16 protein-coding genes and 1 pseudogene are annotated in these 22,397 nt (G+C 66.6%); 11 read left to right on the top strand and 6 right to left on the bottom strand.

Annotated elements, in window-relative coordinates:
- Nucleotides 1-30: 30 nt before the first annotated feature.
- Nucleotides 31-603, top strand: coding sequence for an AAA family ATPase (locus CPH93_RS00080; RefSeq protein ID WP_096211509.1), 573 nt, complete (start codon nucleotides 31-33; stop codon nucleotides 601-603).
- Nucleotides 604-654: 51 nt separating this feature from the next.
- On the opposite strand, the pseudogene CPH93_RS36500 reads toward CPH93_RS00080, so the two are convergent.
- A pseudogene (locus tag CPH93_RS36500) lies at nucleotides 655-822 on the bottom strand (helicase associated domain-containing protein); the annotation flags it as partial.
- A 436-nt stretch (nucleotides 823-1,258) separates the two neighbouring features.
- Here CPH93_RS36500 and CPH93_RS00070 point away from each other — a divergent pair.
- Both CPH93_RS00070 and CPH93_RS00065 read left to right on the top strand, forming a co-directional pair.
- Complete coding sequence (locus CPH93_RS00070) at nucleotides 1,259-2,431, top strand: NucA/NucB deoxyribonuclease domain-containing protein (protein WP_231977101.1); 1,173 nt, start codon at nucleotides 1,259-1,261, stop codon at nucleotides 2,429-2,431.
- A gap of 80 nt (nucleotides 2,432-2,511) precedes the next feature.
- Complete coding sequence (locus tag CPH93_RS00065; RefSeq protein WP_197708725.1) at nucleotides 2,512-3,066, top strand: hypothetical protein; 555 nt, start codon at nucleotides 2,512-2,514, stop codon at nucleotides 3,064-3,066.
- A 34-nt stretch (nucleotides 3,067-3,100) separates the two neighbouring features.
- Here the strand turns inward: CPH93_RS00065 and CPH93_RS35620 are convergent, their stop codons facing one another.
- Nucleotides 3,101-3,259, bottom strand: coding sequence for a hypothetical protein (locus CPH93_RS35620; RefSeq protein WP_159394922.1), 159 nt, complete (start codon nucleotides 3,257-3,259; stop codon nucleotides 3,101-3,103).
- Nucleotides 3,260-3,495: 236 nt separating this feature from the next.
- On the opposite strand from CPH93_RS35620, the gene CPH93_RS00060 reads away from it, so the two are divergent.
- From CPH93_RS00060 to CPH93_RS00050, 3 genes are all read left to right on the top strand, one after another.
- A complete protein-coding gene (locus tag CPH93_RS00060; RefSeq protein WP_159394921.1) occupies nucleotides 3,496-4,521 on the top strand; it encodes a pentapeptide repeat-containing protein in 1,026 nt (341 codons plus the stop codon).
- Nucleotides 4,522-4,620: 99 nt separating this feature from the next.
- Nucleotides 4,621-5,055 carry a DUF3592 domain-containing protein gene (locus tag CPH93_RS00055; protein ID WP_096211507.1) on the top strand — a complete coding sequence of 145 codons (435 nt, stop codon included), beginning with the start codon at nucleotides 4,621-4,623 and terminating at the stop codon, nucleotides 5,053-5,055.
- A gap of 956 nt (nucleotides 5,056-6,011) precedes the next feature.
- Nucleotides 6,012-6,356, top strand: coding sequence for a peptidase inhibitor family I36 protein (locus tag CPH93_RS00050; protein ID WP_159394920.1), 345 nt, complete (start codon nucleotides 6,012-6,014; stop codon nucleotides 6,354-6,356).
- Nucleotides 6,357-7,793: 1,437 nt separating this feature from the next.
- Here CPH93_RS00050 and CPH93_RS37390 read toward each other — a convergent pair.
- Both CPH93_RS37390 and CPH93_RS00035 read right to left on the bottom strand, forming a co-directional pair.
- Nucleotides 7,794-7,982, bottom strand: a complete 189-nt coding sequence (locus CPH93_RS37390; RefSeq protein ID WP_096211505.1) for a hypothetical protein — start codon at nucleotides 7,980-7,982, stop codon at nucleotides 7,794-7,796.
- Between the two features lie 750 nt (nucleotides 7,983-8,732).
- On the bottom strand, nucleotides 8,733-10,616 hold the full coding sequence (locus tag CPH93_RS00035) for an ATP-dependent nuclease (protein WP_096211503.1): 1,884 nt from the start codon (nucleotides 10,614-10,616) through the stop codon (nucleotides 8,733-8,735).
- Between the two features lie 306 nt (nucleotides 10,617-10,922).
- On the opposite strand from CPH93_RS00035, the gene CPH93_RS00030 reads away from it, so the two are divergent.
- From CPH93_RS00030 to CPH93_RS00020, 3 genes are all read left to right on the top strand, one after another.
- Nucleotides 10,923-12,098, top strand: coding sequence for an exonuclease SbcCD subunit D (locus CPH93_RS00030; RefSeq protein WP_096211502.1), 1,176 nt, complete (start codon nucleotides 10,923-10,925; stop codon nucleotides 12,096-12,098).
- Nucleotides 12,098-15,109, top strand: a complete 3,012-nt coding sequence (locus CPH93_RS00025; RefSeq protein WP_096211501.1) for an AAA family ATPase — start codon at nucleotides 12,098-12,100, stop codon at nucleotides 15,107-15,109. The genes CPH93_RS00030 and CPH93_RS00025 overlap by 1 nt, the downstream gene beginning before the upstream one ends.
- 63 nt (nucleotides 15,110-15,172) lie before the next feature.
- On the top strand, nucleotides 15,173-17,488 hold the full coding sequence (locus CPH93_RS00020; RefSeq protein WP_096211500.1) for a DEAD/DEAH box helicase: 2,316 nt from the start codon (nucleotides 15,173-15,175) through the stop codon (nucleotides 17,486-17,488).
- A gap of 485 nt (nucleotides 17,489-17,973) precedes the next feature.
- Here CPH93_RS00020 and CPH93_RS00015 read toward each other — a convergent pair whose 3' ends face one another.
- The gene (locus CPH93_RS00015; RefSeq protein ID WP_231977100.1) at nucleotides 17,974-18,507 is read right to left on the bottom strand and encodes a hypothetical protein; all 534 of its coding nucleotides are present in this window, start codon (nucleotides 18,505-18,507) and stop codon (nucleotides 17,974-17,976) included.
- A gap of 840 nt (nucleotides 18,508-19,347) precedes the next feature.
- Between CPH93_RS00015 and CPH93_RS00010 the strand changes: the two genes are divergently transcribed.
- Complete coding sequence (locus tag CPH93_RS00010; protein WP_096211499.1) at nucleotides 19,348-20,058, top strand: hypothetical protein; 711 nt, start codon at nucleotides 19,348-19,350, stop codon at nucleotides 20,056-20,058.
- 370 nt (nucleotides 20,059-20,428) lie between these two features.
- Here the strand turns inward: CPH93_RS00010 and CPH93_RS00005 are convergent, their stop codons facing one another.
- Entirely contained in the window at nucleotides 20,429-21,181 is a 753-nt protein-coding gene (locus CPH93_RS00005) for a hypothetical protein (protein ID WP_159394919.1), read from the bottom strand.
- A gap of 355 nt (nucleotides 21,182-21,536) precedes the next feature.
- Between CPH93_RS00005 and CPH93_RS35615 the strand changes: the two genes are divergently transcribed.
- A partial coding sequence (locus tag CPH93_RS35615; RefSeq protein ID WP_159394918.1) for a hypothetical protein occupies nucleotides 21,537-22,397 on the top strand: 861 nt, incomplete at its 3' end.

Genomic DNA, 22,397 nt, shown 5'->3' with positions numbered 1-22,397 from the left:
CCGTACTCCGCAGCCCAGTGAGAGCAGGCCATGTCAGAGGCCGCCGCTATCGTGCCGGGCATGGTGGGAACCGAGGACACACACCTCATCGTGATCCGCGGCAACAGCGCCTCGGGGAAGTCGTCCGTCGCGACCGGTCTGCGCGAGAAGTTCGGCCGCAACCTCGCGATCGTCGGCCAGGACAACCTGCGCCGGATCGTCCTGCGCGAACGCGACCGGCCCGGGGCTGTGAACTTCGGCCTGATCGATCTCACCGCTCGCTACGCCCTGGACAACGGCTTCCACGTCGTCGTGGAGGGCATCCTGTACGCCGACCGCTACGGCACGATGCTCCAGGACCTGGTGCGCGCCCACCGTGGCGTCTCGCGCTGCTACTACCTCAACGTGCCCTACACACAGACGCTGCTCCGACACGCGACGAAACCCGATGCCGAGTACCTCAAGCACGTCACCGAGGACCACCTGCGCGACTGGTACCGGGAGAAGGACCTGCTGCCCAACACCCTGGAGACCGTCATCGACGCCGCCAGCACCCTGGACGACACCATCCAGCAGATCCTGCGCGACAGCGGCCTGGACAGGGTGCTCCCGATCGACCGCTGAGCGAGGTGTCACCCTTCGCTTACGCCGCCCAATCCCAGCTCGTCCCGCACGGAACGCCCGGCGCTGCTCGCTGACCCACGCCCCCAGCACGTAACTGCCGCCGTCGCCGACGCCGTCGTTCTCGGTCGTCCACAGCGGCACGACGGTGTCCATGGGCACCTGCGCGTGCCCTTCGGCTTCGACCCATTTGCGCAGGGCGTTGAGCCCGGACAGCCACACCTCACTGTCCGGCCGCAGCACCCGGGTGCGCAGGAGGAGGCGATGACGTCGGCAATCGTCATCTGGCTCCGAGGCACCGTCCAAGAGCCGTCAGAAACGCCCTAAGCGCTCTTGTGGGTGAGTCGTTGTTGAGACATCTTCAGTCCGGCGTGCGCACGGGCACGCTCTGCCCGACGGTGGGGGGCCGTGGTCTGCTCACGTGGTCGTTGACGCCGGGGCTCTTCGGTGTGCGGGGTTTCGCCGACCGGAGAGTTCGTGAGTCGTGCCAGGTGGACGCGGTTCACCGTCACATCCAACGACACGAACGCCATTGAGGCGTGCAAATCGCTCACCATGCTCATGTGTCACTATCACGTTTAGCGATCTTGCTTTCTCGGTCAGTGATCACGCCCAGCAGTGTGGCCGAAACCCCGGACAGGAAATCCTGGACCGTCGTATGTGGGTGCCGCCCCCCCCGAGCGTCATGCTTGTATGCCGCCAACTCGGCGCGAATACACGCCAGTTGCTGGCTACGTATCGCGCCACCGTTCGTCAACTCAGGGGGAATGTGTTGCGAAAACAGATCGCCAGAACTCTCACCGTCTCGGCCTTGGCGGCCGGGCTACTTGCCCCGTCCGCTGTGTCCTCACAGGCGGCCGTGTCGCAGCCGGCCGGCCCGGCGGTGATCCAGGCCGACATCGCGCCGACGGCCGTGCAGACCGCTCCACCGGCCACCACCGCCGGGGCGGCGGCGCGGAAGGCGAACGCCACCTGCAAGATCAACCAGATTTCGATCAACCGGTTCAGCGAGTGCGAGTGGGCCACCGTCCGCGTCAAGGTCATCCGCGTAATCCGCGGTGTCCCTCGACAGGTCGGCACGGCCACGTTCACCGCCCGTCACTCGATGACGCTGCACTCGAAGTCGGTGAACTGGGGGGAGAAGTTCCAGCTCTCCAAGGCCCGCACCACCGGCGAAGGCAAGGGCATCACCGTCACCGTCGCCGCCACGGCCGGGAACGGCACCAGCGCGAAGACGCACTACGGGCCGCACCTGCTCGACACGGCCTCCAAAGGCAGCGTCAGCTACACGACCGGGCCCATCCGCCAGCGCCGCATCAACAAGAAGACCCAGACCAGGTACACGTTCCGCTTCACCAAACCGGGCTACGTCCCCGGCTCGACCGGCTACAAGTCGGAGACCTGGAGGTGCGATAACTACTACGGCACCTCCGGCTGCGCCATGACCGACGCACCCACCGCGGTGTCGATGGTGGGCATCCCGTGGATCGATGACGGGATCCGCAAGCTCCGGGCCCGCGGCGGCCACTACGGCGATCCGCACGGCGGCAAGCCCCTGCGCTGGATGATCAACACCAAGAAGAAGAATGCCAACCGGGGGGCAGTCTGCGGGGGCCGTAAAGCGCCGCCGGACATGCGGGTGGTGGGGCGCACGTACTGTGACGAGTATCCGTTCGCCTCAACCTACGAGGGCGGCGAGAAGCTGCCCGCCTCGCAGCGTGAGACGACGTGGGTGAGCCCGAACGAGAACAACACTCAGGGCGCCCGGATCACGAACTGGCGTCGGCCGATGCACGTCATGGACCACGACCCTTTCTACGTCATCGCCTGACGGTCTGACAGGCTGGGCCGTACGGCAACACAGGGCACCCCCGCGAGCCGGGGGTGCCCCTCTGCGTGAGGACTACCACCTTGATCATCGCTGAGACCACCCTGACGCCGGAGACCGGCGAGTACGGCTATCTCCTCGCGCTCGGCGAGGGCTACGAATGGCCGCCTGAGTGGCCGTACGGATGGCGGTGCGGGCCCATCGGGAGTGACACGGCGCACATCCTCACTGACACCGATACCGGCACCATCACCATCACTGTCCAGACCCACGACGAGCAGCCTCCACCCGAGACCGACCCAGCCTGGGGGCCTGCGGAAGAGATGAGCCTGCACGCAACCGAGGACACCCCCGTCATCTACATCCTCGGCACCGGTGACTTCGAAGAAGCCGAACCCGAAGGCAACCCGCTCGCGCTGCCCACCGACCAGGTGCCGGTGTGGGTCCGGATGCGCCTGTACCGCCACACCGCAGACCCCGAGCCCGGCGCCGGCGACCGCGGCGAACGCCACCTGATCCAACTGTGGGCCGCCCCGCAGGAGCCGCCGGTGCACCCGGAACTGACCGAATCCGACCTCACGCAGCGCCGCGCCTACAAGGAGGATTTCGACCAGAGCGCCGCCGCCTGGCGGCAGTAGCGCGCGTCGACCTGGTTTGTTGGCTTCCTCGTCCTCACCGTCGGTGGGCCGCCGGCCGCCGCCGGCCGCCGCCGGCAGCGACCGCGGCCTCGGCCGCCTCGTCCTGCTCCTCCTCCTCCCCGGTCTCGTCGCCGGCGGACGGCTGCTCCTCCTCGCCTTCCTCGTCCTCGTCGCGCAGCCCCTGCAGCAACATGGGTGCGGCTCCAGCCGTTCGCAGATCACCAGGCTCTCCGGCTGGCCGACCAGCGCAAACCGCCTGCACCTCAGCGGGTGACGGTGACCGAGGTCCTGGTGGGAATGATCGCGAACGCGGGCAACCTCGATAGTCGCGCCGATGTAGGTGCGGGAAGCTGTCAGCCGAGGACGGACTATCAGCGGGCCCGGTTACAGACTGATCGAACAGGGCACACGGCTACGGCTCTGTGGTCCATGCTCGACGCCATGCCCACCCCCTTACATCGTCAGCAGCCACAGGGACGCCACACACCGAACCTGTGGTCCGTATGGTTCGTCGCTCCCGTGGTCTTCATCATCGTGGGAGCTCTTGCCTACGGCCTCTACCGAGGAGCGGAAGCGCTGCTCACGGCGGAGAACAGGACGGGGAAGCCGGTCGACGTCAACGACGTCATCAAGACCACCGTCACCCTCATCACTCTCATCGGCGCCGTCCTCGCCGGCATCTACGCCTACCGCAAGCAACTCCTTGCGGAGGGCGACTCGCACCGGGCGGATGCGAGCCAGCTCGCCGAGCGGTACTCGACCGCCTCGGAGCAGTTGGGGCATGAGCAGGCTGCCGTTCGGCTCGCCGGTGTGTACGCGATGGCGCGGCTCGCAGATGACTGGCCCGAGCAGCGCCAGGTGTGCATCGATGTGCTGTGTGCGTACCTGCGCATGCCCTACGAGACCGATCCCACCCCGACTGGGTTCAAGGCAGGTGAACGGGAAGTCCGGCTCACCATCATCCGGATCATCCGTAACCACCTCCAAGACCCAATAGCACCGACGACATGGTGTGGGGCAGACCTGGACTTCACGGGGGCCACCTTCGATGGCGGAGACTTCTACCGGGCGCAGTTCACTGGCGGCTCGGTCGACTTCGAAGGCGTGCAGTTCACCGACGGCGCGTTCTTCTACTGCGCACAGTTCACCGGCAGCAGGGTCGTCTTCGACTGCGCGCGGTTCATCAACGGCCTGGTCACCTTCAACGATGCGCAGTTCACCGACGGTCTGATCACCTTCGTGAACGCTGAATTCGCCAGCCCTAGGGTCACCTTCGAACGGGCGCAGTTCGCCGGCGGCGAGGTCAGCTTCCTCTTCGCGCGGTTCACCCGCGCTGAGGTGACCTTCCGCCAGGCGCAGGTTACCGACGGCACAGTCACCTTCGAGGGCGTGCGGGTCGAGAGTGCGGCCGACATCGATTGGGGTCCGTTTCCCATGATTCCGCCACGAGACTAAGGCTGGGCGCACCACCACACGATCCGCCCGCGACACGTCAACGGCGGGCCTCCGGCGCGTGCGGCCCGGAGGGTCTGGACAACTGAGGGGATCGAGCAGATGCAGATTCAGGCGCGTAAGTGGGTTGTTCCCAGCCGGATCATGTTCGGGCTCGGGGCGGTGTTTGTGCCCCTCGGGTTGTTCCAGGCGGGGGTGTCGGTCTCGTACCTGGCGGATGCAGAGCGTGCCCGGGGCACCGTCGTGGCGCTGGAGTGGCGGGCCCGCGACAGCGATCCCGAGGTGGCGTACCCGGTAGTCAAGTTCACGTCGGCGGACGGCACGACAAGGAGGTTCGAGAGCTCGTCTGGTTCCAATCCGCCCACGAGTGAGAAGGGCGAGTCGGTCGAGGTGCTGTACCGCGCAGATTCCCCCGAGGACGCGCGGATCAACGAGTTTGGCTCGCTGTGGCTGGGGCCACTGCTCTTTGGTGGGTTGGGGCTCGCGATGCTGGGGATCGGGACGGCCCTTGGCATGGCGAGGCGGCGGCATTCCTAGGCTAGGCGGTTTCATCTGGACTACCCGGCAGACCAGAGGAACGCGGGATCAACGCCGTCGCCACCGCAAGTAGAACCTCGACTCTGAAACGCATTAGGCCCGTCAACGAGCTGACGGGCCCTAACGCAATCGAGGTTTCTTACTTCTCAGCCATCTCTAGACACATGCCGGCAACCCATGAACGGGTTCCCGCCAGGTGAGCCCATCGGTTATCGCCACCGCATTCGTCGTACCGCCCGCCTCGTTCAAGTTTGTCGATGCACGCACGCGTTCCCTTCTTCATCCAGCCCATGAAGGAATATGTCCTCCCACGCCCACTCCGCTTGGCCAGCGTGATCCTCGCCCTGTGGTAGTAACACCTCTTGGCCTGAATTGCCGGAGCACCGGACTTCAGAGCCACCGGGGATGGAGGGGGTAAAGCCGGAGCATGAATGGCTTCAGCGGTAGGTGCACTGGCAAACAAGAGCAGAGAGATGCCTGCCGCCACGCCTACCGCACGAGCAGAGAACTTCTGTCGCATGGGATTCCTCCGAATGTCGCTCTGGTGGCCCACGTGGATCCGGGCCGATTCACGGTAGGTACTTCCCAGCGTCCGCCACTGCAACCTGTACTTTCGGGTCGGTTTTCCGGGTCGGCTCGCCGCGGAACGCTGAAAGTGACTCAGCAATACGGAAGTTGATGGAGTGAACCGGTATACGGAAGTTGATGCGGCGACCTGGAAAGCTCATTCTGGCGGGTGGTGTCAGCTTCTGTGCGCATCCCGTCAGCATCGTTGTGGTGGGGTGCAAAATGGCGCAATTTCAGCGGGCGTCATTGTGGCGTCAGCCGACGGGTGATGGGGTCGGAAGACCGGACAACCTGGCGCGCTCAGAGATCTTGCCAGGACTCACCCAAGGGGGAACCGCATGCGTAGAGTCAGTAGAGGTCTAACCGCTGCTATGTCAACGATGGCAGTCATGACGCTGGCCGTCCCCGCAACGGCTGCGACAGAAACGTCCGCGAACGAACCCTGGTCATGTCACCAAGGAAATCTCTGCGTCTACTCGAAGCCGGGAGGTAAGGGAAAGAAGTGCGAGTGGGGCGCAGCTGACCCCGACTGGCTGAGGGGATCCGTGAAGTGCTCCTTCGGGCTCCCCCAATCGATCTACAACGACTCGATCAGCAGGCGCTTCAAAGGCGTCAGGTTCTACAACGCGGCCAACTACAAGCAGCCTCTGTACCTGATCAAGCAAGGCGTGGGGAAGAACGTGAACCCCCACGGCGAAGGATTCGTCCTTCGTTCTCACCGCTGGGTGAAGTGACGCCGCACCGGATCGCGGGCGACCTACCCGGGCGGAAGCTGTAGCCCCGGATGGATCGGGTAGGCGGTGCACAGCAAAGGAGGCAGTCCGCCAGCTCACGCCGGACTGCCTCCCGCGTTCGCAACCAACGCCGCCACCAGCGCGGTCACGCTGTCCACCGCGTCCCTGCGCCGCGGCCTTTGCGGCGCCGCGCTCCAGGGGCTCGTAGCCCAGCCCGTTGCTGTATGTCTGCTCCCTCGTTGAGGGAGTGTTCAAGTCCCCCGCGAACGCGGTGTGCGGCCCCGACCGGCAAAGCCGGATCGGGGCCGTGCTGTTGGGTGATGGCTGGGTTTCGTGGCGGCGAGGAGTCTGCTGGCGGTGGTGCTGGATTCTCGGGGCAGGGCCCGGCAAGGTTCGCGGATTTCCCAGCTGCGCGCCGGCCGCCGTGGCCCGACCCACCACTGATCAGGTTGAGTGTGTGCGGCGGGCGCGGCAGCGACAGCGCCCGGGCACCGGACCGATCCGGCTGCCGACCGTAGGGGCGCCGACTGGCCATCAGGTCCGCGAATGCGAGTGCGCCACCACCACCTGACTGCCTGGTGTCAGGAGAACTCCGGCTGCCAACTATTGCCCTCCGCAGCGAGACGCTGGCGGTTCGAAGGGGGCATAACTTAGGAAACGCTACCCATTCGCCTGAAATTGGCCATTCTTATGGCGCAATGCTGAACCATCGCATCGGGCAGGCAAAAGCCGGGAATTGGTGCTGGCGTAGCAATGACCGTCAGGCGGCAGCTGTCACATTGTGGATCACGGCGCGCAGGTTGGTGGTCATTTCCCACAAGGAAGAGCGGGGGAGTCGATGTTACGGAGCGTACGAAGCGTGGCTGTGGGCGCATGCTTGGCAGTCACAGCCAGTGTCCTTTCGCTATCGTTTGCTACTCAGGCAAATGCTGATCAGATGGACTGCATCACCTACCTAAAGAGGCACGGTTACACCAGTACCGGGGCCGGAGTTCGGCACGCCTGCTCATACGGTGACAGCTGGGCTGGCGAACCCCTGTGCTGGGCGGAGCTCACCAGTCTGCGCGTTGACGGGGCCGTTGCAAGTGAAGCGTGCCGAAGAGCCCGGTGGTGATCAGCGGCGGACTCTGGAGCCGGCGGTGACATCCAGCGGTGACCGATGCCGCAGCGAGTGTTGGTCAACAGCCCCCTCGCTCCAGCCACTGTTCACCGCTCGCCTTGGCGAAGAGGGACAAGCCCAGAGCTGACGGCCGGGGGCTCGGATACCAGGGCCAGCAATCGCACCGGCGAAGGCGACGGCGGGATGACGCGCTGGGGCTGCGCCATCCCGTCGCCGCCGACCGGCCGGAGCGCATAGCGGCCCGTAGTGTGAGCCGGGCCCTGCTCCCCATAATGCGGCGCAGCGACAGCCCAAGCCGGCCTAAACGCACCGCTCGATCAACCCAGGCTCAGGCCGTAGCCCAGGACGAGCGTGGCAGTGGCAAGGGCGACAAGAAATGCCGTCACGCCCATTCCAGTCCCATGCTGGCGAGTTTTTGGAGCGTCTGCGGTGAGTTTGTCGCGGCGGGTTTTGGTGTTCGATAGGAATACGCCGAGTTTCACCGCGTGCTCCTGGTCGTCGACCATCACGGTCTCTACGTGGGCTCATGAGACCTTCACATGGCCCTCGCGGGCCTTGTACTGGGCCAGCGCCGCAGCGCCCCGCTCGAAGGCCGCCGAGCTGCCTTTGTCGCCCTTGGCCGGGGCCGCCGTCGCAGCGGGGCCCTGTTGGTGTACCGCACACGGCCACACAAACCGTCGGCTGTCCGCGCCGTGAAACCGAGTCCCCGACGCCGACTTCCGCGAGCACCGTGCCCACGGCATGAGGTTCATACAACCCCTGTGCACTGCCCTGGTGCGTCGAGGGCAATGACTCCTCCGCTGCTGCCCCTACCTGCTCAAGAACCTTCGCACGAATGGCCCAAGGCGGACCCTCGCGGCGTCTACCAGGATCAAGCCGAGGCCGCGACCCGGCGAGCCGGCTCCTTTGCCCTAACGTGCTGTGGTAGCCCGATCTCTACGGCTGGATGGCGTTGTGGTCAGCTGTGGTGCTGTGCCACAAGGTCGATGTCAGTGGTGTGGGGAAGAATCAGCAGTGGTGAAAGGAGGCAGGAATGTCCACGATGGACGATGGCTCTGACCTGCACATACCTGCCCCGAGTGGCTGCAGGTGGTGCGGGGTGGATGAGCGTGAGCACATGCAGCGGTGGAAGCCCCCGGTGGGATGGCACACGTGGGAGCCACCGACGCAGGAGCAACGCAAGGAGCGGATGAAGGCGCGCCGGCGCCGCCCCGGCCAAGCGTGGTTTGGGGCAGCGTCGATGCTCCAGGTCCCTCTTACGCTCCTAGCCTCCTGAGCTCGCGGAACACCATGCGCAGCTGTTCCGGCACATCACTGGGGTCGTCGAGTGTCATGGCGAGCTCATACATCATCTCGGGCTTGCCGCCAGGGCCGGCAGGACTGCTTTCCTGCAGGAGCTCTTGGACGCGGGCGCTGAACTTGCCTCTCCCACGTAGTGCAGTGAAGTCATCTGGGGCCCATGCGGCCCCCGGACGCGGCCAGATCTTGTTCGCGGTCTTCGCCCAGAGGGCGTCGGTGAAGATCTCCTCGAGTTCGTTGAATTGCTCGGCCCCCGGCTGGCCGGGCTCAGGCTCCCCGATGAATTTCACGAACTCGGGCGCCGTGGCTCCGAAGAACTCGGTCAGTTTGGCGGGTTTGAAGATGCTCTTGCGGACATTGCGGCTGTCCGCGTCGACGACCAACATCAACGTCCGTCCGTGCTGGGCGAGATAGCGGGCCAGGTGCAGCGCGCCTTCGTTGTTGAAGCAAGCCCATAGAGCGATCCCTGCGGCCTGCAGTGACAACCCCTCGCACAGACGAAAAAGCAGCGGGAAGGCACGCTGCTCGGTTTCGCCCTCCACCGCCAGGAAGCAGCGTTCATGCAGCAGCACGGAGTTGCGAAGGCCCACGGCCGCGGCGATCAGGCCCAGATGACGGTCGATGTCGTCCCCGACTACTCCGGCACCCAACCGTTCCATCACGGTGCGGTGCTCTTCGAGCTTGAGATGCACCACGTCACTGATGTCGACGCCGTCAATGAGGTTCATCGAGTGGGTAGCGACCATGACATTCACATGTGGCAGCGCGCTCTGCTCCCGGATGAGCTGCATGATCTTGCGCTGGTGGTGGTAGTCGAGGTGGGTGTCGGGCTCGTCGTACACGACGATGCTCTGCACCGGGGGTGGTTCGGGGCTGTCCTCGTCGGTGAGACCGGGGGAGGGGGCGCTGTTCTCTTCGTCGGCCAGCAGCTCGCTGGTCCACTCCCAGATGGCCAGCGACACGCGACGGTTGCGTCCCAAACCGGCGCGTTCCAGCCCCATCACTTCCCCGGCAGTACGGGAAAGACGCAACGGTGCCGATCGGAACCCCTGTCCGAAGGAGATCTCCGGCTCTACGAACACCTCTTCCAGGTCAGGGCACCGGGTGCGGATGTGATCGCAGAGCGATTTGGCATCGATACGCAACCTGTCTTTGACGTCGTCTTCCAACTCGTGTAAACGGCCTGTGAGTTCAGGATCAGCCATGTGAGCCTGGAAACGACCGGTGAGCGCGGTCTTAACCGCGTCATCAGGGCGGGCGCTTTTGCCGTCGAACGGAAGCAGCCGCGGCATGCGCTTGTCCAGTCCGGCAGGCGCAGAGTGCCATCCTTGGGCGCTGGAATGCTCGACGGCATACGTACGCAGGGCAGCTTCCAGGTCTGCCCGCCGCTGGCTGGCTGGCTTCAACCCGAGCTCAGCAACGAGGTCCTTGAGGCCGGGGACCAGATAGACCGACAAGTCCCGCAGCCGCTCATCGTCTGCCAGCGGTCCGAACAACTCCAGCCTGGCGACAAGATCCTCTCCAGCCATCCGGCGCAGCTTTATCTGCGCAGGCAGGTCGAAGGTCGTCTGCTCCCAGATGTCCAGCGTGAAGGTGCCGGAGACCGCCGTTGTCACACAACGCTGCCCGAACGAAGACGCATTGGCCGTATCGGGCTGCTGCACATACGTGCGATCGTCGTGCTCCAGCTTGCGGGCACCCACCAGGAAGGCGAGCGCGTCCAGTACCGCGCTCTTCCCACCGTCGTTGTGGCCAGCCAGAATCGTCGGCTTGCTCACCGGAATGTCTGCGATATCCGTCAAGGAACGGAACCCGCTCACCGCGAAGCTGATCAGATGCACTGCCTACCCGCTCCGTACCCTCGCACCATCACCAGCAGCCCGATGAACCGTCAACAAGCCTGCCGGCACGTCACTTCCATCTCGAACGCCCCATGGTAGGACTCGCGGACACGCAGCCACACCCGCGGTGCTCCATCATGGACCAGGTCCCGGATCCCTGTCGCCGCAATCCAGCACAACTTCCAGCAACCCCCTTGCATTTCGCTCCGCTCTCTCCGGCGTGATCCTCCCTGCATACGCACCTCTGCGCCAAAAGAAAGCTGATATCCGCCCGTCACAGCCGCCTACCGGTTACGGTCTGAGCGCATGAGGTTCCTGCACACCTCGGACTGGCATCTCGGCCGCCGGTTCCACGGGGAAGACCTGATCGAAACCCAACGCACGGTGGTTGACCACATCTGCGCCACAGCCCGCAGCGAAGGAGTCGATGCGCTGCTGATCGCAGGCGACATATACGACCGAGCTATCCCGAGCTTGGATGCGGTGCGGCTGTTCAACCACACCCTGCACCGTCTCGCCGATCTCAAGATCCCCACCATCATGATCAGCGGAAACCACGACTCCGCCCACCGCCTGGGCGTCGGAGCCGGACTGCTCTCGAAGGCCGGGGTGCATCTGATCACCGACCCGGCCCAGACTGCCACCCCAGTACTGCTGCAAGATGAGCACGGTCCGGTCGCCGTCTACGGAGTGCCCTACCTTGAGCCCGCCCTGGCCCGCACCCAGCTTGAGACGGAGGCCGCCTCCCACCAGGCGGTACTGGCCTCGGCACTCGACCGCATCCGCGACGACATGGCCACACGCCCCGCCACCACCCGTTCCGTGGTGCTCGCCCACGCCTTCATCACCGGCTCATCCGGCTGCGACAGCGAACGCGACATCAGCGTCGGCGGCATCGCCCACGCCGGCGCGGAGATCTTCAACGGCATCGACTACGTCGCGCTAGGCCATCTACACGGCGCCCAACAGGTCAACAACCGCATCCACTACAGCGGCTCCCCGTTGGCCTACTCCTTCTCCGAAACCGGCCACAGCAAATCCCTTACCCTCGTCGACCTGCCAGCTGCGCACGCCGAACCCACGGTCACCCGTACGACCTTCCCTACGACAACGCAGCTGCCGCTGGCCCGACTGACAGGCCGCCTAGAAGACCTGCTGACCGACCCCACCCACGAGCCGCTGACTACAGCCTGGCTGCACGTCACGCTGACAGATACCGCCCGCCCCTACGAGCCCATGGCCCGCCTCAGGCAGCGCTTCGCAAAAACACTGCAGCTCGAGCACATCCCCACCACCATCCCTGGGCAATCCACCAGCAGCCCCACCTACACCGAGCGGCTCCGCGGCCGCGGCGACCTCGACATCACCCGCGACTTCATCACCGCCGTCCGCGGCACCGAACCCACCAAGGCAGAACAGAGCCTGCTGCAGGAGGCCCTCGACCACGCGCGCACCCACGCCGCGGAGAAGGAGACCCTCTGATGCGCCTGCACACCCTGCACCTGCAGGCCTTCGGCCCCTTCGCCGGCCGCCACACCGTCGACTTCGATGCCCTGTCCACCGACGGGCTCTTCCTCCTGCACGGTGACACCGGCGCCGGCAAAAGCACCCTCTTCGCCGCCATCTGCTTCGCCCTCTACGGCAAGCCCCCCGGCGACCGCAACCTCCTGCTGCGCAGCGACCACGCATCCGCCGACCTCCTCACCCAGGTCACCCTCGAGATCACCCTCGCCGGGAAACGCCTGCGCATCATCCGCACCCCCGCCCAGCAAAGGCCCAAAAAAACCGGCGACGGCACCACGCTGCAGAAGGCCGAGACCCTGCTGAGCGAATACGTAGTGAACAACCACGGGACAGGCCGCTGGGAGCCATCCACCAGGTCCCACCAAGAAGCCGCAGCCGAGATCATCGAACTGCTCGGCATGAGCCGGGAACAGTTCTGCCAAGTCGTCCTCCTCCCGCAGAACGAGTTCACCCAGTTCCTGCGAGCGGACGCCGCCGACCGCAAAACTCTCCTCGGCAAGCTCTTCCACACCCACCGCTTCACAGCGATCGAAGAATGGCTGACCCGACGCAAGAACAGCGTCGAAAGGACCCGCGACGAAGCACGCTCCCAGGTCCTACGCCTGGCTGAACGCATCCAGCAGGCCGCCGGCGACGAACTCGAACCCGCCCAGGGCGTCCCGACAGCCGCAGACCCCACCACCCTGACCGATCACGCCCGCACATGGGCCACCGCCCTCCACACCGCGGCACAGGCCCGCCAGCAGCAGACCGCCCAGAACCTCACCGCCGCCGAACTGGAACGCACCGCGTTCAGGGATAAAGAACTCGCCGTACGCGATCTCGCCACCCGCCAGGACGCGCACCGCACCGCCGAACAGCAACTGGCCCAGCTCCAGGAGCAAAAGGACCAGCAAGAACAGCTGCAACAGCAGCGGGAACGAGCCCTGCGCGCCCAGAAACTGGCACCCGTGCTGCACGCGGCAGACACCGCCCACTCCCAGCACACCCGCGCCCAGGAAGACGAGGACACGGCCCGAACGCTCCTGGCCCCCGAGCACAGCAACCTCGATGCCCCGCAGCTCACCCATGCCGGGCGGCGCCTGCGCGCCGACCTCGGCGCGCTGCGCGCGCTCCTGCCCGACGAGGCAACCATCCGGCAACTCACCGGCGAACTCGCAAAGCTTGACGAAGAACGTACCCTGCGGGCCGAGGACCTCAACGACGCCAACGCCTGGCTCGAGCAGGCCCCACAACGGCGGACCGAACTCACCACACGCCTGGAACAAGCCCGCCGAGCCGAAACCGACGATCGAGAACTCGCCACCACACTGACCACCCTTGCCACGCGCTTGGACGCAGCCCACCGCCGCGACGCCTCCTTGCGACAGGTCACCGACGCCGAGCAAAAGCTGGATACAGCCAAAGCCACCACCCAGGAAGCTGCGCGAACGCACATCGACATCCGCCGCCAGCGCACCGACGGCATGGCCGCTGAACTCGCCACCCAGCTCACCGACGGCGAAGCCTGCCCCGTGTGCGGCTCACCGACCCACCCCGCTCCCGCAGCCCCTCACCCAGACCAGCCCACCGCCGCCGACGAGCAGGCCGCCGAAAAACACCACGCCCAAGCGCAGCAAACCCAGCAAGACCTGCAGCACACGCTGCAAGAACTCCTCACCCAGGCCGCCACAGCCCGAGGCGAAGCCGGCGGCGACGCCTCCACTTCCGACCTCGAGACCGAGCACGACACACTGACACAACGCCGCAAAGAGACGCTGGCACGCGCCGCCGACGCTGGACCTGCGTCCGAACAACTCGACGCCCTGGACCGCGAGCACGAAGAGAAGACCCGCATCCGCGACGAGGCCAGCACATACCTGGCCGGCGCCAACGCCAACTACGACCGTCTCGACACCCAACGCCAAGAACTTGATCAGCGGCTCGCAGCAGCCCGCGCCGACGCGCCCACACTCACCGACCGCATCACACAGCTGACTCGCACTGCCGATCACCTAGACGCCGCCGGCGAAAAAGCCGCGGCCACCCTCCGCACCGCCCAAGAACACCAGCACACCACCGACACGGCCACCCAGGCAGCCCACGCAGCCGGATTCGACTCCCTCCACGAAGCACAAGACGCCCTACTGACCGACGACGAACTCACAGCACTCGAAGACACCATCAACCAGTGGCGCGAACAACGCGCCGCACTCACCGCGCGCCTGACCGACCCCGAACTCCAAGCCGCCGCCGCCGAACCACCCGCAGACCTCGACACAGCCACCGAAGAACACCAAGCCGCCACCACCCGGCACACCCGCGCCGCCACCACCGCAGACCAAGCAGCCAGCCGCACCACCACCCTCGCCGACCTCATCACACAGCTCGACGCCCACATCCAGCGCCTCAAGCCACTCGAGAACGACTACCAGACCGTCCACCATCTCCACGGCCTGATCAACGGCATGTCACCCAGCAACAAGCTGCGCATGCAGCTGGAAGCCTACGTACTCGCCGCCCGCCTCGAGCAAGTCGTCGAAGCTGCCAACACCCGACTGGTTCGCATGTCCGACCACCGCTACACCCTCGCCCACTCCGACGACCGCGCCGCCCGCGGCGCCCGATCAGGCCTCGGCCTGAAAGTCACCGACGCCTGGACCGGCCGCGCCCGCGACACCGACACGCTCTCCGGAGGCGAATCCTTCTTCGCCTCCCTCTCCCTCGCCCTAGGACTAGCCGACGTCGTCACCGCTGAATCCGGCGGACAAGCCCTGGACACCCTCTTCATCGACGAAGGATTCGGCACACTGGACGAGGACACCCTCCACCACGTCCTCGACGTCCTGGACTCGCTGCGCGCCCACGACCGCACCGTCGGCGTCATCAGCCACGTCCCCGAACTACGCCGCCGAATCACCCACCGGCTCCACGTCCGCAAAGACACCACCGGCTCCACCCTCACCCAGCTGACCCAAGCCGCAGAATGACCGGCCAACACAATGCCACAATGATCCCAGCAGCCCGCTGACCACCCGAAAGCCCCAGCCGCCATGGCCCCCGACAACCTCCAGCTGCGCCCGCACCAAAAGGAAGCCGTCACCGCGGCCGTGAAGGCCCTGCGCAGCCACGACCGAGCCAGCGTGGTGGCCGCCTGCGGCACCGGGAAAACGCTCATCGCCGCGCGCACCGCCTTCCGGCTGGCTGCCCGCGGCCGCGTCCTGGTCCTGGTTCCAACCCTGGACCTGCTGTCCCAGACGGTGCGGTCCTGGCACGCTGCCGGCCGCAAAGGCCGTGCCGCGGCCGTCTGTTCAGCACGCCAGGCAGTCGAGCACCCCTCGGCCGGCGACATCCCGATGACCACCGACCCCACCGAACTCGCAGCCCTCACCCCAGCCGAGGACGGGCCAGTCACGGTCTACGCCACCTACGCCTCCCTGCCCACCCTGCTCACCGCCCACCACACCCACCACCTACCCACCTGGGACCTCGCCGTCGTAGACGAAGCCCACCGCACCGCCGGCCGCCTCGGCAAAGCCTGGGCAGCCATCCACCACAACGACCAGATCCCTGCCCACCGCCGCCTCTACCTCACGGCCACCCCTCGGATCTGGGACCCCGACAGCGACCGCGCCGACGACCCCGTCGCCTCCATGGACGACGAAACCCTCTACGGGCCCGTCGCCTACCGCCTGACCCTCTCCGACGCCATCGACCTCGGCCTACTCGCCGACTACCAGATCCTCGTCCCCGTCGTCGACAACACCGACCTGCGCGACTGGCTCGCCACCGGACCCGGCGCCGGCGCCGACGGCCTGCGCCTAGCCGGCCGGCAAGTCGCCGTCCTCAGGGCCATCCACGACCACAAACTGCGCCGCGTGCTCACCTTCCACCACCGCGTCGCCGACGCCCGCGCCTTCGCCAACACCCTCCCCGACACCGCAGCAGCCCTCCCCACTGACCTGCAACCCGACGGCCTCTGGGCAAACTGGATCAGCGGCACCCACCCACCCCGCATCCGCCGCCGCCTCCTGCTCGAATTCGCTGCCCACACCAACCCCCACACCCCCGCCGTTCTCGCCAACGCCCGCGTCCTGGGCGAAGGCATCGACGTCCCCTCCATCGACGCCGTCGTCTTCGCCGACCCCAAAAACAGCCCCGTCGACACCGTCCAGGCCGTCGGCCGAGCCCTGCGCCAACCACCCGGCGCCGGCAAAAAAGCCACCCTGATCGTCCCCGTCTACCTCACCCCCGACGAAGACCCCGACGACCTTCTCGGCGCCGACGCCTACACCCCCCTATGGCGCACCGTCCAAGCCCTGCGCGCCCACGACGAACGCCTCACCGCCCGCCTCGCAGACCCCCGCACCCACCGCCCCACCCTCCCCAGCGACGACCCCGGCGCCTGGCTCCGCTTCGACCGACCCACGCAGGAAGAAGAAGTCGCCCTCGCCCTCACCCTGCGCGTCCTGAACCCCAAGAGCGCCGAATGGCGCCGCGGCCTGGCCGCTGCCCGCCGCTACCACCGAACCCACCACCACCTCGACGTCCCCCAGGCCTACGAGGACGACACCAACTACCCACTTGGACGATGGCTGACCTGGCAGCGCCACCTGCACAGAACCGACGCCCTGGACACCGCTCGCACCGCAGCCCTGGAACGCTTGAACATCGTATGGAGCCCCCGCCAGCAGGCATTCGACCGCGGACTCGCCCACGCGGCCGCCTACGCCGCAACCCACGGACATCTCTCCGTGCCCGTCGACCAACGCCAGGACGGCTTCGCCCTCGGCCGCTGGCTCGCCACCCAACGCAAACGCGCCGACCAGCTCACCCCCGCACGCACACAGGCACTGCTAGACCTGGATCCCCACTGGAACCCAGCCTGGCCACTGACCTGGCAGCGCGCCTACCACGCCGCCCGCCAACACAGCGACGCCGGTCATTCACTAACCGACCTGCCCCGGGACTACCTCACCGACGACGGCCTGCGCCTGGGGGAGTGGCTCCATACCCAACGCAACCGACCCCCAGCAAACCCCCAACAACAGCAACTCCTCACCCACCTGGGCCTGAACAGCGGCAGCCTGCCAAAACGGCAGTCGGCTCTCGACAGGCGCTCAGCCCGCGATCGCGCCTTCCACCGCGGACTTGCGGCGGCGCGTGCATTCCGCGCACGTGAGGGCCACCTCGACGTTCCGCAGCGCCATGTCGAAGATCTGGGTGCAGAGCCGATGCGCCTGGGCCAATGGATCAGCAACATCCGACGTCGTTGGCACAGCCTCACCCCCGACCGCCGACAGGCCCTCCAGGCCGTTGGCCTGAGGCCCCCTGCTCACGACCCGACAGACGTCATGACCAAGAGCTGATGGGTCCCACTGCTCCATTTCCGTTGTTGCGGTCCACGTCTGGTGCCACGAACGAGCACCTCCAGGCATGCCTCAAGCCAGTGCAAGACCGATCCGAGCCTCTCCTGCAGTTACCGAGCCCGGTCGAGTAGATGCCGACCGGGCTCGCTGCTTGCGTGGCCCAAGTCGCGTCCGACGGGTTCGGTGTGGGGTATCAGCCCCACAGGGCGTTGATGACTGTCACCAGTAAGCGCGCCGCACCCAGGACGGTTTGGACCTCAGGCGCTGGGCGTCCGGGAACGAGTCCCTCGCGCCCAGCCCAAAGGGAGGATCCGGGTAAGCAGGCACCACTCTAGCGAGACCGCCGACACCCATTCCCCCGCCTACAACAGCCGCCGTTCAGAGGGCTTTCGCCCTGTGGATCAGATGCGAGAGACGAGCCACAGAACGCGATTTCAGAGGGCCCCTCGACGGGACAGGGAGCAGGCTGTGTCCGCCGGGCACCGTCAGCGGCCGGCCTGCTGCCGCAGGAAGCGCCGCTCCTTGTATCGGCGCAGCAGTTGCCACCGCTTCGTGGCGTACGACAGGTCCTCCCGGCAGACGTCGAGGAATGCGCCCTGGGCTGCGACGACCGCCTCAGCCTGCTGCTGGAAGCGGTCGCCGTCCTTCTCGTTCAGCTCCAGGTCGCTGGTCGCGGCGACCAGGTCCTCCGCCGCGGCAATGATCGGCACGGTGCCGCACAGCCGTACGCCGTGCAGCGCGCCGATGAGTTCGCCGCTGACCTCCCACGCCTGGGGGAGCTGGCCCAGCAGCAGCTTGTGCGCCGCCCGGCCCGCCTCGCGTTGCAGGTGGGAGAACTGAAACGCCCAGTTGAACGAGCGGGTGGAGGCGTCCAGCAGCCGCCGGTACGCCTCCGCCCGGTCTTCCTTGCTGCCCAGCCGGGGCACGCCCGAGGGCCGGTAGCGCCCGATCAGCGCGGAGCTGACGCTGCCCGTCGCCTTGATGCCGGCAGCGGCGACGCCCGCCGTTACGAAGGTCATGCCCGGTTCTACCACCTGGCGGACGCGGCGCCGGCCGGAACGGCGCAGCAGCTGCGCCAGGCCGGTCACCGCGGAGATGGCACGGCCAGTTCTCCCAGCAGCGCCGGGGCGCCGCCGTCGGGGACGGCGCGGGCCGCCTGGTCGAGCAGGGCGTGGAGCAGGTCGAGGAACACAGCATCGGCGAAGCGTCTTTCGCCCCTTGCCGATCCCGGGGCCGCGAGGACAGCAGCGGCACCCGACGTGTTCCGAGTGATTCGGGGCGTCTCGTCTTCCAGCGTGCGCCGCGACCCGCCCGGGGTGTTAATCCCGCCCCTGCCCGGCCCCGCCTTCCGTCCCCGAGAACCTCAGCACCGCCCCGGGTGCGCCGAAGGGGCCGGACGAATCGTCCGGCCCCTGGGGTACGCCGCGATGTCGCGGCAGGCAGCCCTACAGCTCCCCGGCGTGCTGCAGGCTGACGCCCCGCCCCAGCGAGCAGGCGCTCAGCAGGGCGATGCCGGCCCCTTCGTGCCCGGTCAGGGAGAGGACCACGCCGGTCGCGCCGAACGCGGCGCTCCGTGAGGCCGGTTTCCATAAACGGCCAACACGGCTGCTCCACAAGAACCATGATGCTTGTTTATGCCTAAGAAAAAGGATCCGGAGGAGGCCGCCGCCGAGATGCGCGCCCGCGGCTTCACCCCGTCCGTCACCTATCCCGGCGCCACCGCCCCATGGCCCGGCACCTGCGACAAGTGCGGACACCCTTGCTCACCTCGCTATGCCAACGTCGTCACGAGCGGGCAGGGTCCGTGCCGCCGCTGCTCTGGCTGTGAGAAGCGCACTGAGGGCGAAGCTCGCGCGATCATGGCCGAGCGCGGACTCACCCCCCAAGGCCCCTACCCGGGCAACGGCACCCCCTGGATGTCTGTGTGCGGCACGTGCAACGGCATCACCGCGCCCACGCTCACCAGCGTCCGTAAGGCCCTCCGCCAGGAACAAGGCAGGGGCTGCGACCTCTGCCGCCGCAACGGCGCCATTGCACCCGAAGAGGCCGCCGACCTCATGCGCGTTGCCGGCGCCGAACCCCTGGTGCAGTTCCCCGGCGTCAAGAAACCGTGGCAAGCCCGATGCCTTAACGAGGAGTGCGGGCGCGAGGTCGCTCCGGTCTTCGACAGCATCAAGCATGCCAAGACTGGCGCATGCAGGTACTGCGGTGGCTACGGCATCCGCGCTGACGACCCAGCGTTCGTGTACCTCGCGACGCACGACGGCCTCGCCGCGGTAAAGGTCGGGATCGGCAAGCACGGCAGCGACCGGCTAGAGGAACACAAGCGGGAGGGCTGGCATGAGCTGATCAGCGCCTCCATGCTCGGCCACCAGGCACGTGCCGTGGAGGCCGCCGTCCTCGGCGTCTGGCGGAACGTCTTCCACCTCCCCTACGGCGTCCAGCGGGGCGCCATGCGCCAGGCCGGTTACACCGAGACGATTCGCATGGCGGACCGCTCGGCGGAAAAGGCGAAGGCCGACCTGGCAGCGGCCGTATCCCGCGAACTCGACCCCGAGCTGGCCCGGTGACCGGCCCCTTGGATCTGCGCGCTCTTGTCCTGTTGCTGCTAGGCACCGTCGCGGCATACATCGCGTACATGCACCCCGCTGTCGGCGTCGCGGTACTCGTCGGGGTCGGGGTGGTGACTCTCGCCTACCTCCTGATGAACACGGGCGGAAGCGGCGGGCCACCAACACAGTGACGCTCCGAGCGGTGTTGCCCCGCGGGGCGATACCGCTGACCTGCGCGAATTCCAGCGCTCGGACTGGTGAACTAGAACGCGCGCAGGCAGCCGGCCTCGCCTGGGCTCGTTGCCCGCATGCGCGCGTAGGGGGCGTACCACCGACAACGTTCCGGAGTAGGCACGCTCCGCAGGGTCGACGGCCAGATACGGTGGCCTCACCCGTCGTTCAGAATCGCCTCGAAGTGGATGTGCGCGATTCGGCCTGCTCTGAGCGATACCTCGTGGGCGAGGTCGTCCCTCCAGGTCCGCTGATCGAGCCAGGGCATCGTCTGGAGGAGCTCAAACGCCCTCACGTCTTGGCACAGGAGGAATGCTGCACCATCGGTCTCGCTTTCCTGCGTGTAAACCAGCTCGGTGCGGGCGATGGCCTCCTGGACGGTCGGGGGCAGGCTCAGCGGGTGGTGGCTATCCCGGTCGCCCAGTTCGGCCCACAGGTCGGTGAGAGCCTGTTCCACAGGGTCGGGCCGGCCGGGATGGTCGGCTTGCTCTGCGGCCTCCCACATGCTGCGCACCGTGCGGTCGATGTCGTCCAGTTCGGCGCACGACATGCCGCCCTGCGCCCGGTAGGCCAGGTGCAGGGCGACGCGCACCGCGAGGTCCTGACTGGTGCGTTGGCCGTTGAAGACCTTCGTGACGGTGGTGGGAGACAGGCGGTGTTCGGTGGCGATAGCCCGGGCGCTGATCTGGCCAGGTACGCGGGCGTCGAGGTCATGGATGTAGCGAGTCAGGTCCCGGCGGGGTCCGGGGGACAGGTCGGGCATCCGGCGGCGGGACATGGTCAACTGCTCCAGGGCGTGTTGGATGCGGATAGCTAAGACGCTGCGCAGGCGGCTGTAGGCGGCGCGGGCAGCCCACAGCACGGCAGCGACCAGAATGCCCGCGACGACGTTCAGTGCGAGTTCGGTCACGGACAAACGCTGGCACCAGCCGGGTGCCGAATGGACGGAAGTGGACAGCTGGCGGTTTCTGAGTGGCGGTCGGTGTCACAGTTATCCCGATAACCGTGACTCTGAGAGGCACTGCCACGGCCGCGGGTTGCGTGTGTTCTTGAGGCTGAGCGACGATTCGAACTCCTGGTTGGCGCGAGCAGCCTGCAAGTCATCCCGACTGGCGAGGAGCTCCCGATCGACAGCCCGGACTGAGAGTGCCGTGGACCATGCCCTTGCCGCCTCGGGCTCCGGATAGGCATGCCGCGTCTCCGGAGTCCGAGGGTGTCGGTAAAACCCTCTGGTTCCCGGTAAGTCCCGGCTTACCGGGAACCAGGTGGCCGATCTCCCGCCCTCGCTGCGGGCGGGCGTTCGGGCCCAGGCCAGACCTGAGCGGGTCGTTGAACAGCTGATCATCCTCAAGATGCGTTGGTCCGAGTGCAGCGCGAAGCTGGAAGGGAGGGGGACAACGCGGAGGCAGCTGATGACAGCTGATGACAGCTCTGATCGAACGCAACGCAAAGACGCCTCCCAAGAGGAGACCCCAAATCAAGACGCCTCCCAAGAGCAGGACGAAGGCGCTGGCCGGGGTGATGGGGGAGACGACGTACAGGAATTCAGTGCAGCAGCTTGGGGGAATCGGCGAGCGCAGACCTGGAAAGTTCCCATCCACTTCGGCTACCCGAAGTCAGTTCTTATGGCCAGCTCTGTAGGATCGCCGTTCCTCGCTGGCTTCTCACTAACCGCTGCGATCGTCTTGGTTACTGTGAGGAAGACGGAAGCGCCGCCTCTGGTGGGCTTGTCGGTAGCGGCCTTCGTCGCTGCAGCAGGCATGTTCATATTCGCCGTGCACGCCACCTACTGGGCTCGGGTCTACATCACGACTCCGAAAGAGATGCTGGATTGGTGGCCCGAAGGGTTGCACCGAAACTATCTTCCCCGTCTGGTTGAAGAGCAGCGAGCCCACTGGGAGGGGTTTGATAAGTGGCACGGTCACGCAAAATGGGCGTATACCTTTGGCGTCCTTGCCCTATTCGCCGGATTGGCATTGGCTGTGTTTCCTGGGTGGGGTGCTAACTGGGCGTGGTGGCTGGCTTTCGGCCTAGCTTGCTTTGCCTTCGTGTTCGAATTTTTTTGGCAAATATTCATCACTGAGCATTGCCTGGATTGGGAGAAGCGGGGGCGGGCAGGTGGAGAT

This window comes from Streptomyces sp. 2323.1 (genome assembly GCF_900221035.1).
GTDB lineage: Bacteria > Actinomycetota > Actinomycetes > Streptomycetales > Streptomycetaceae > Streptomyces > Streptomyces sioyaensis.
This window is presented reverse-complemented; position numbering and strand designations above follow the sequence as displayed.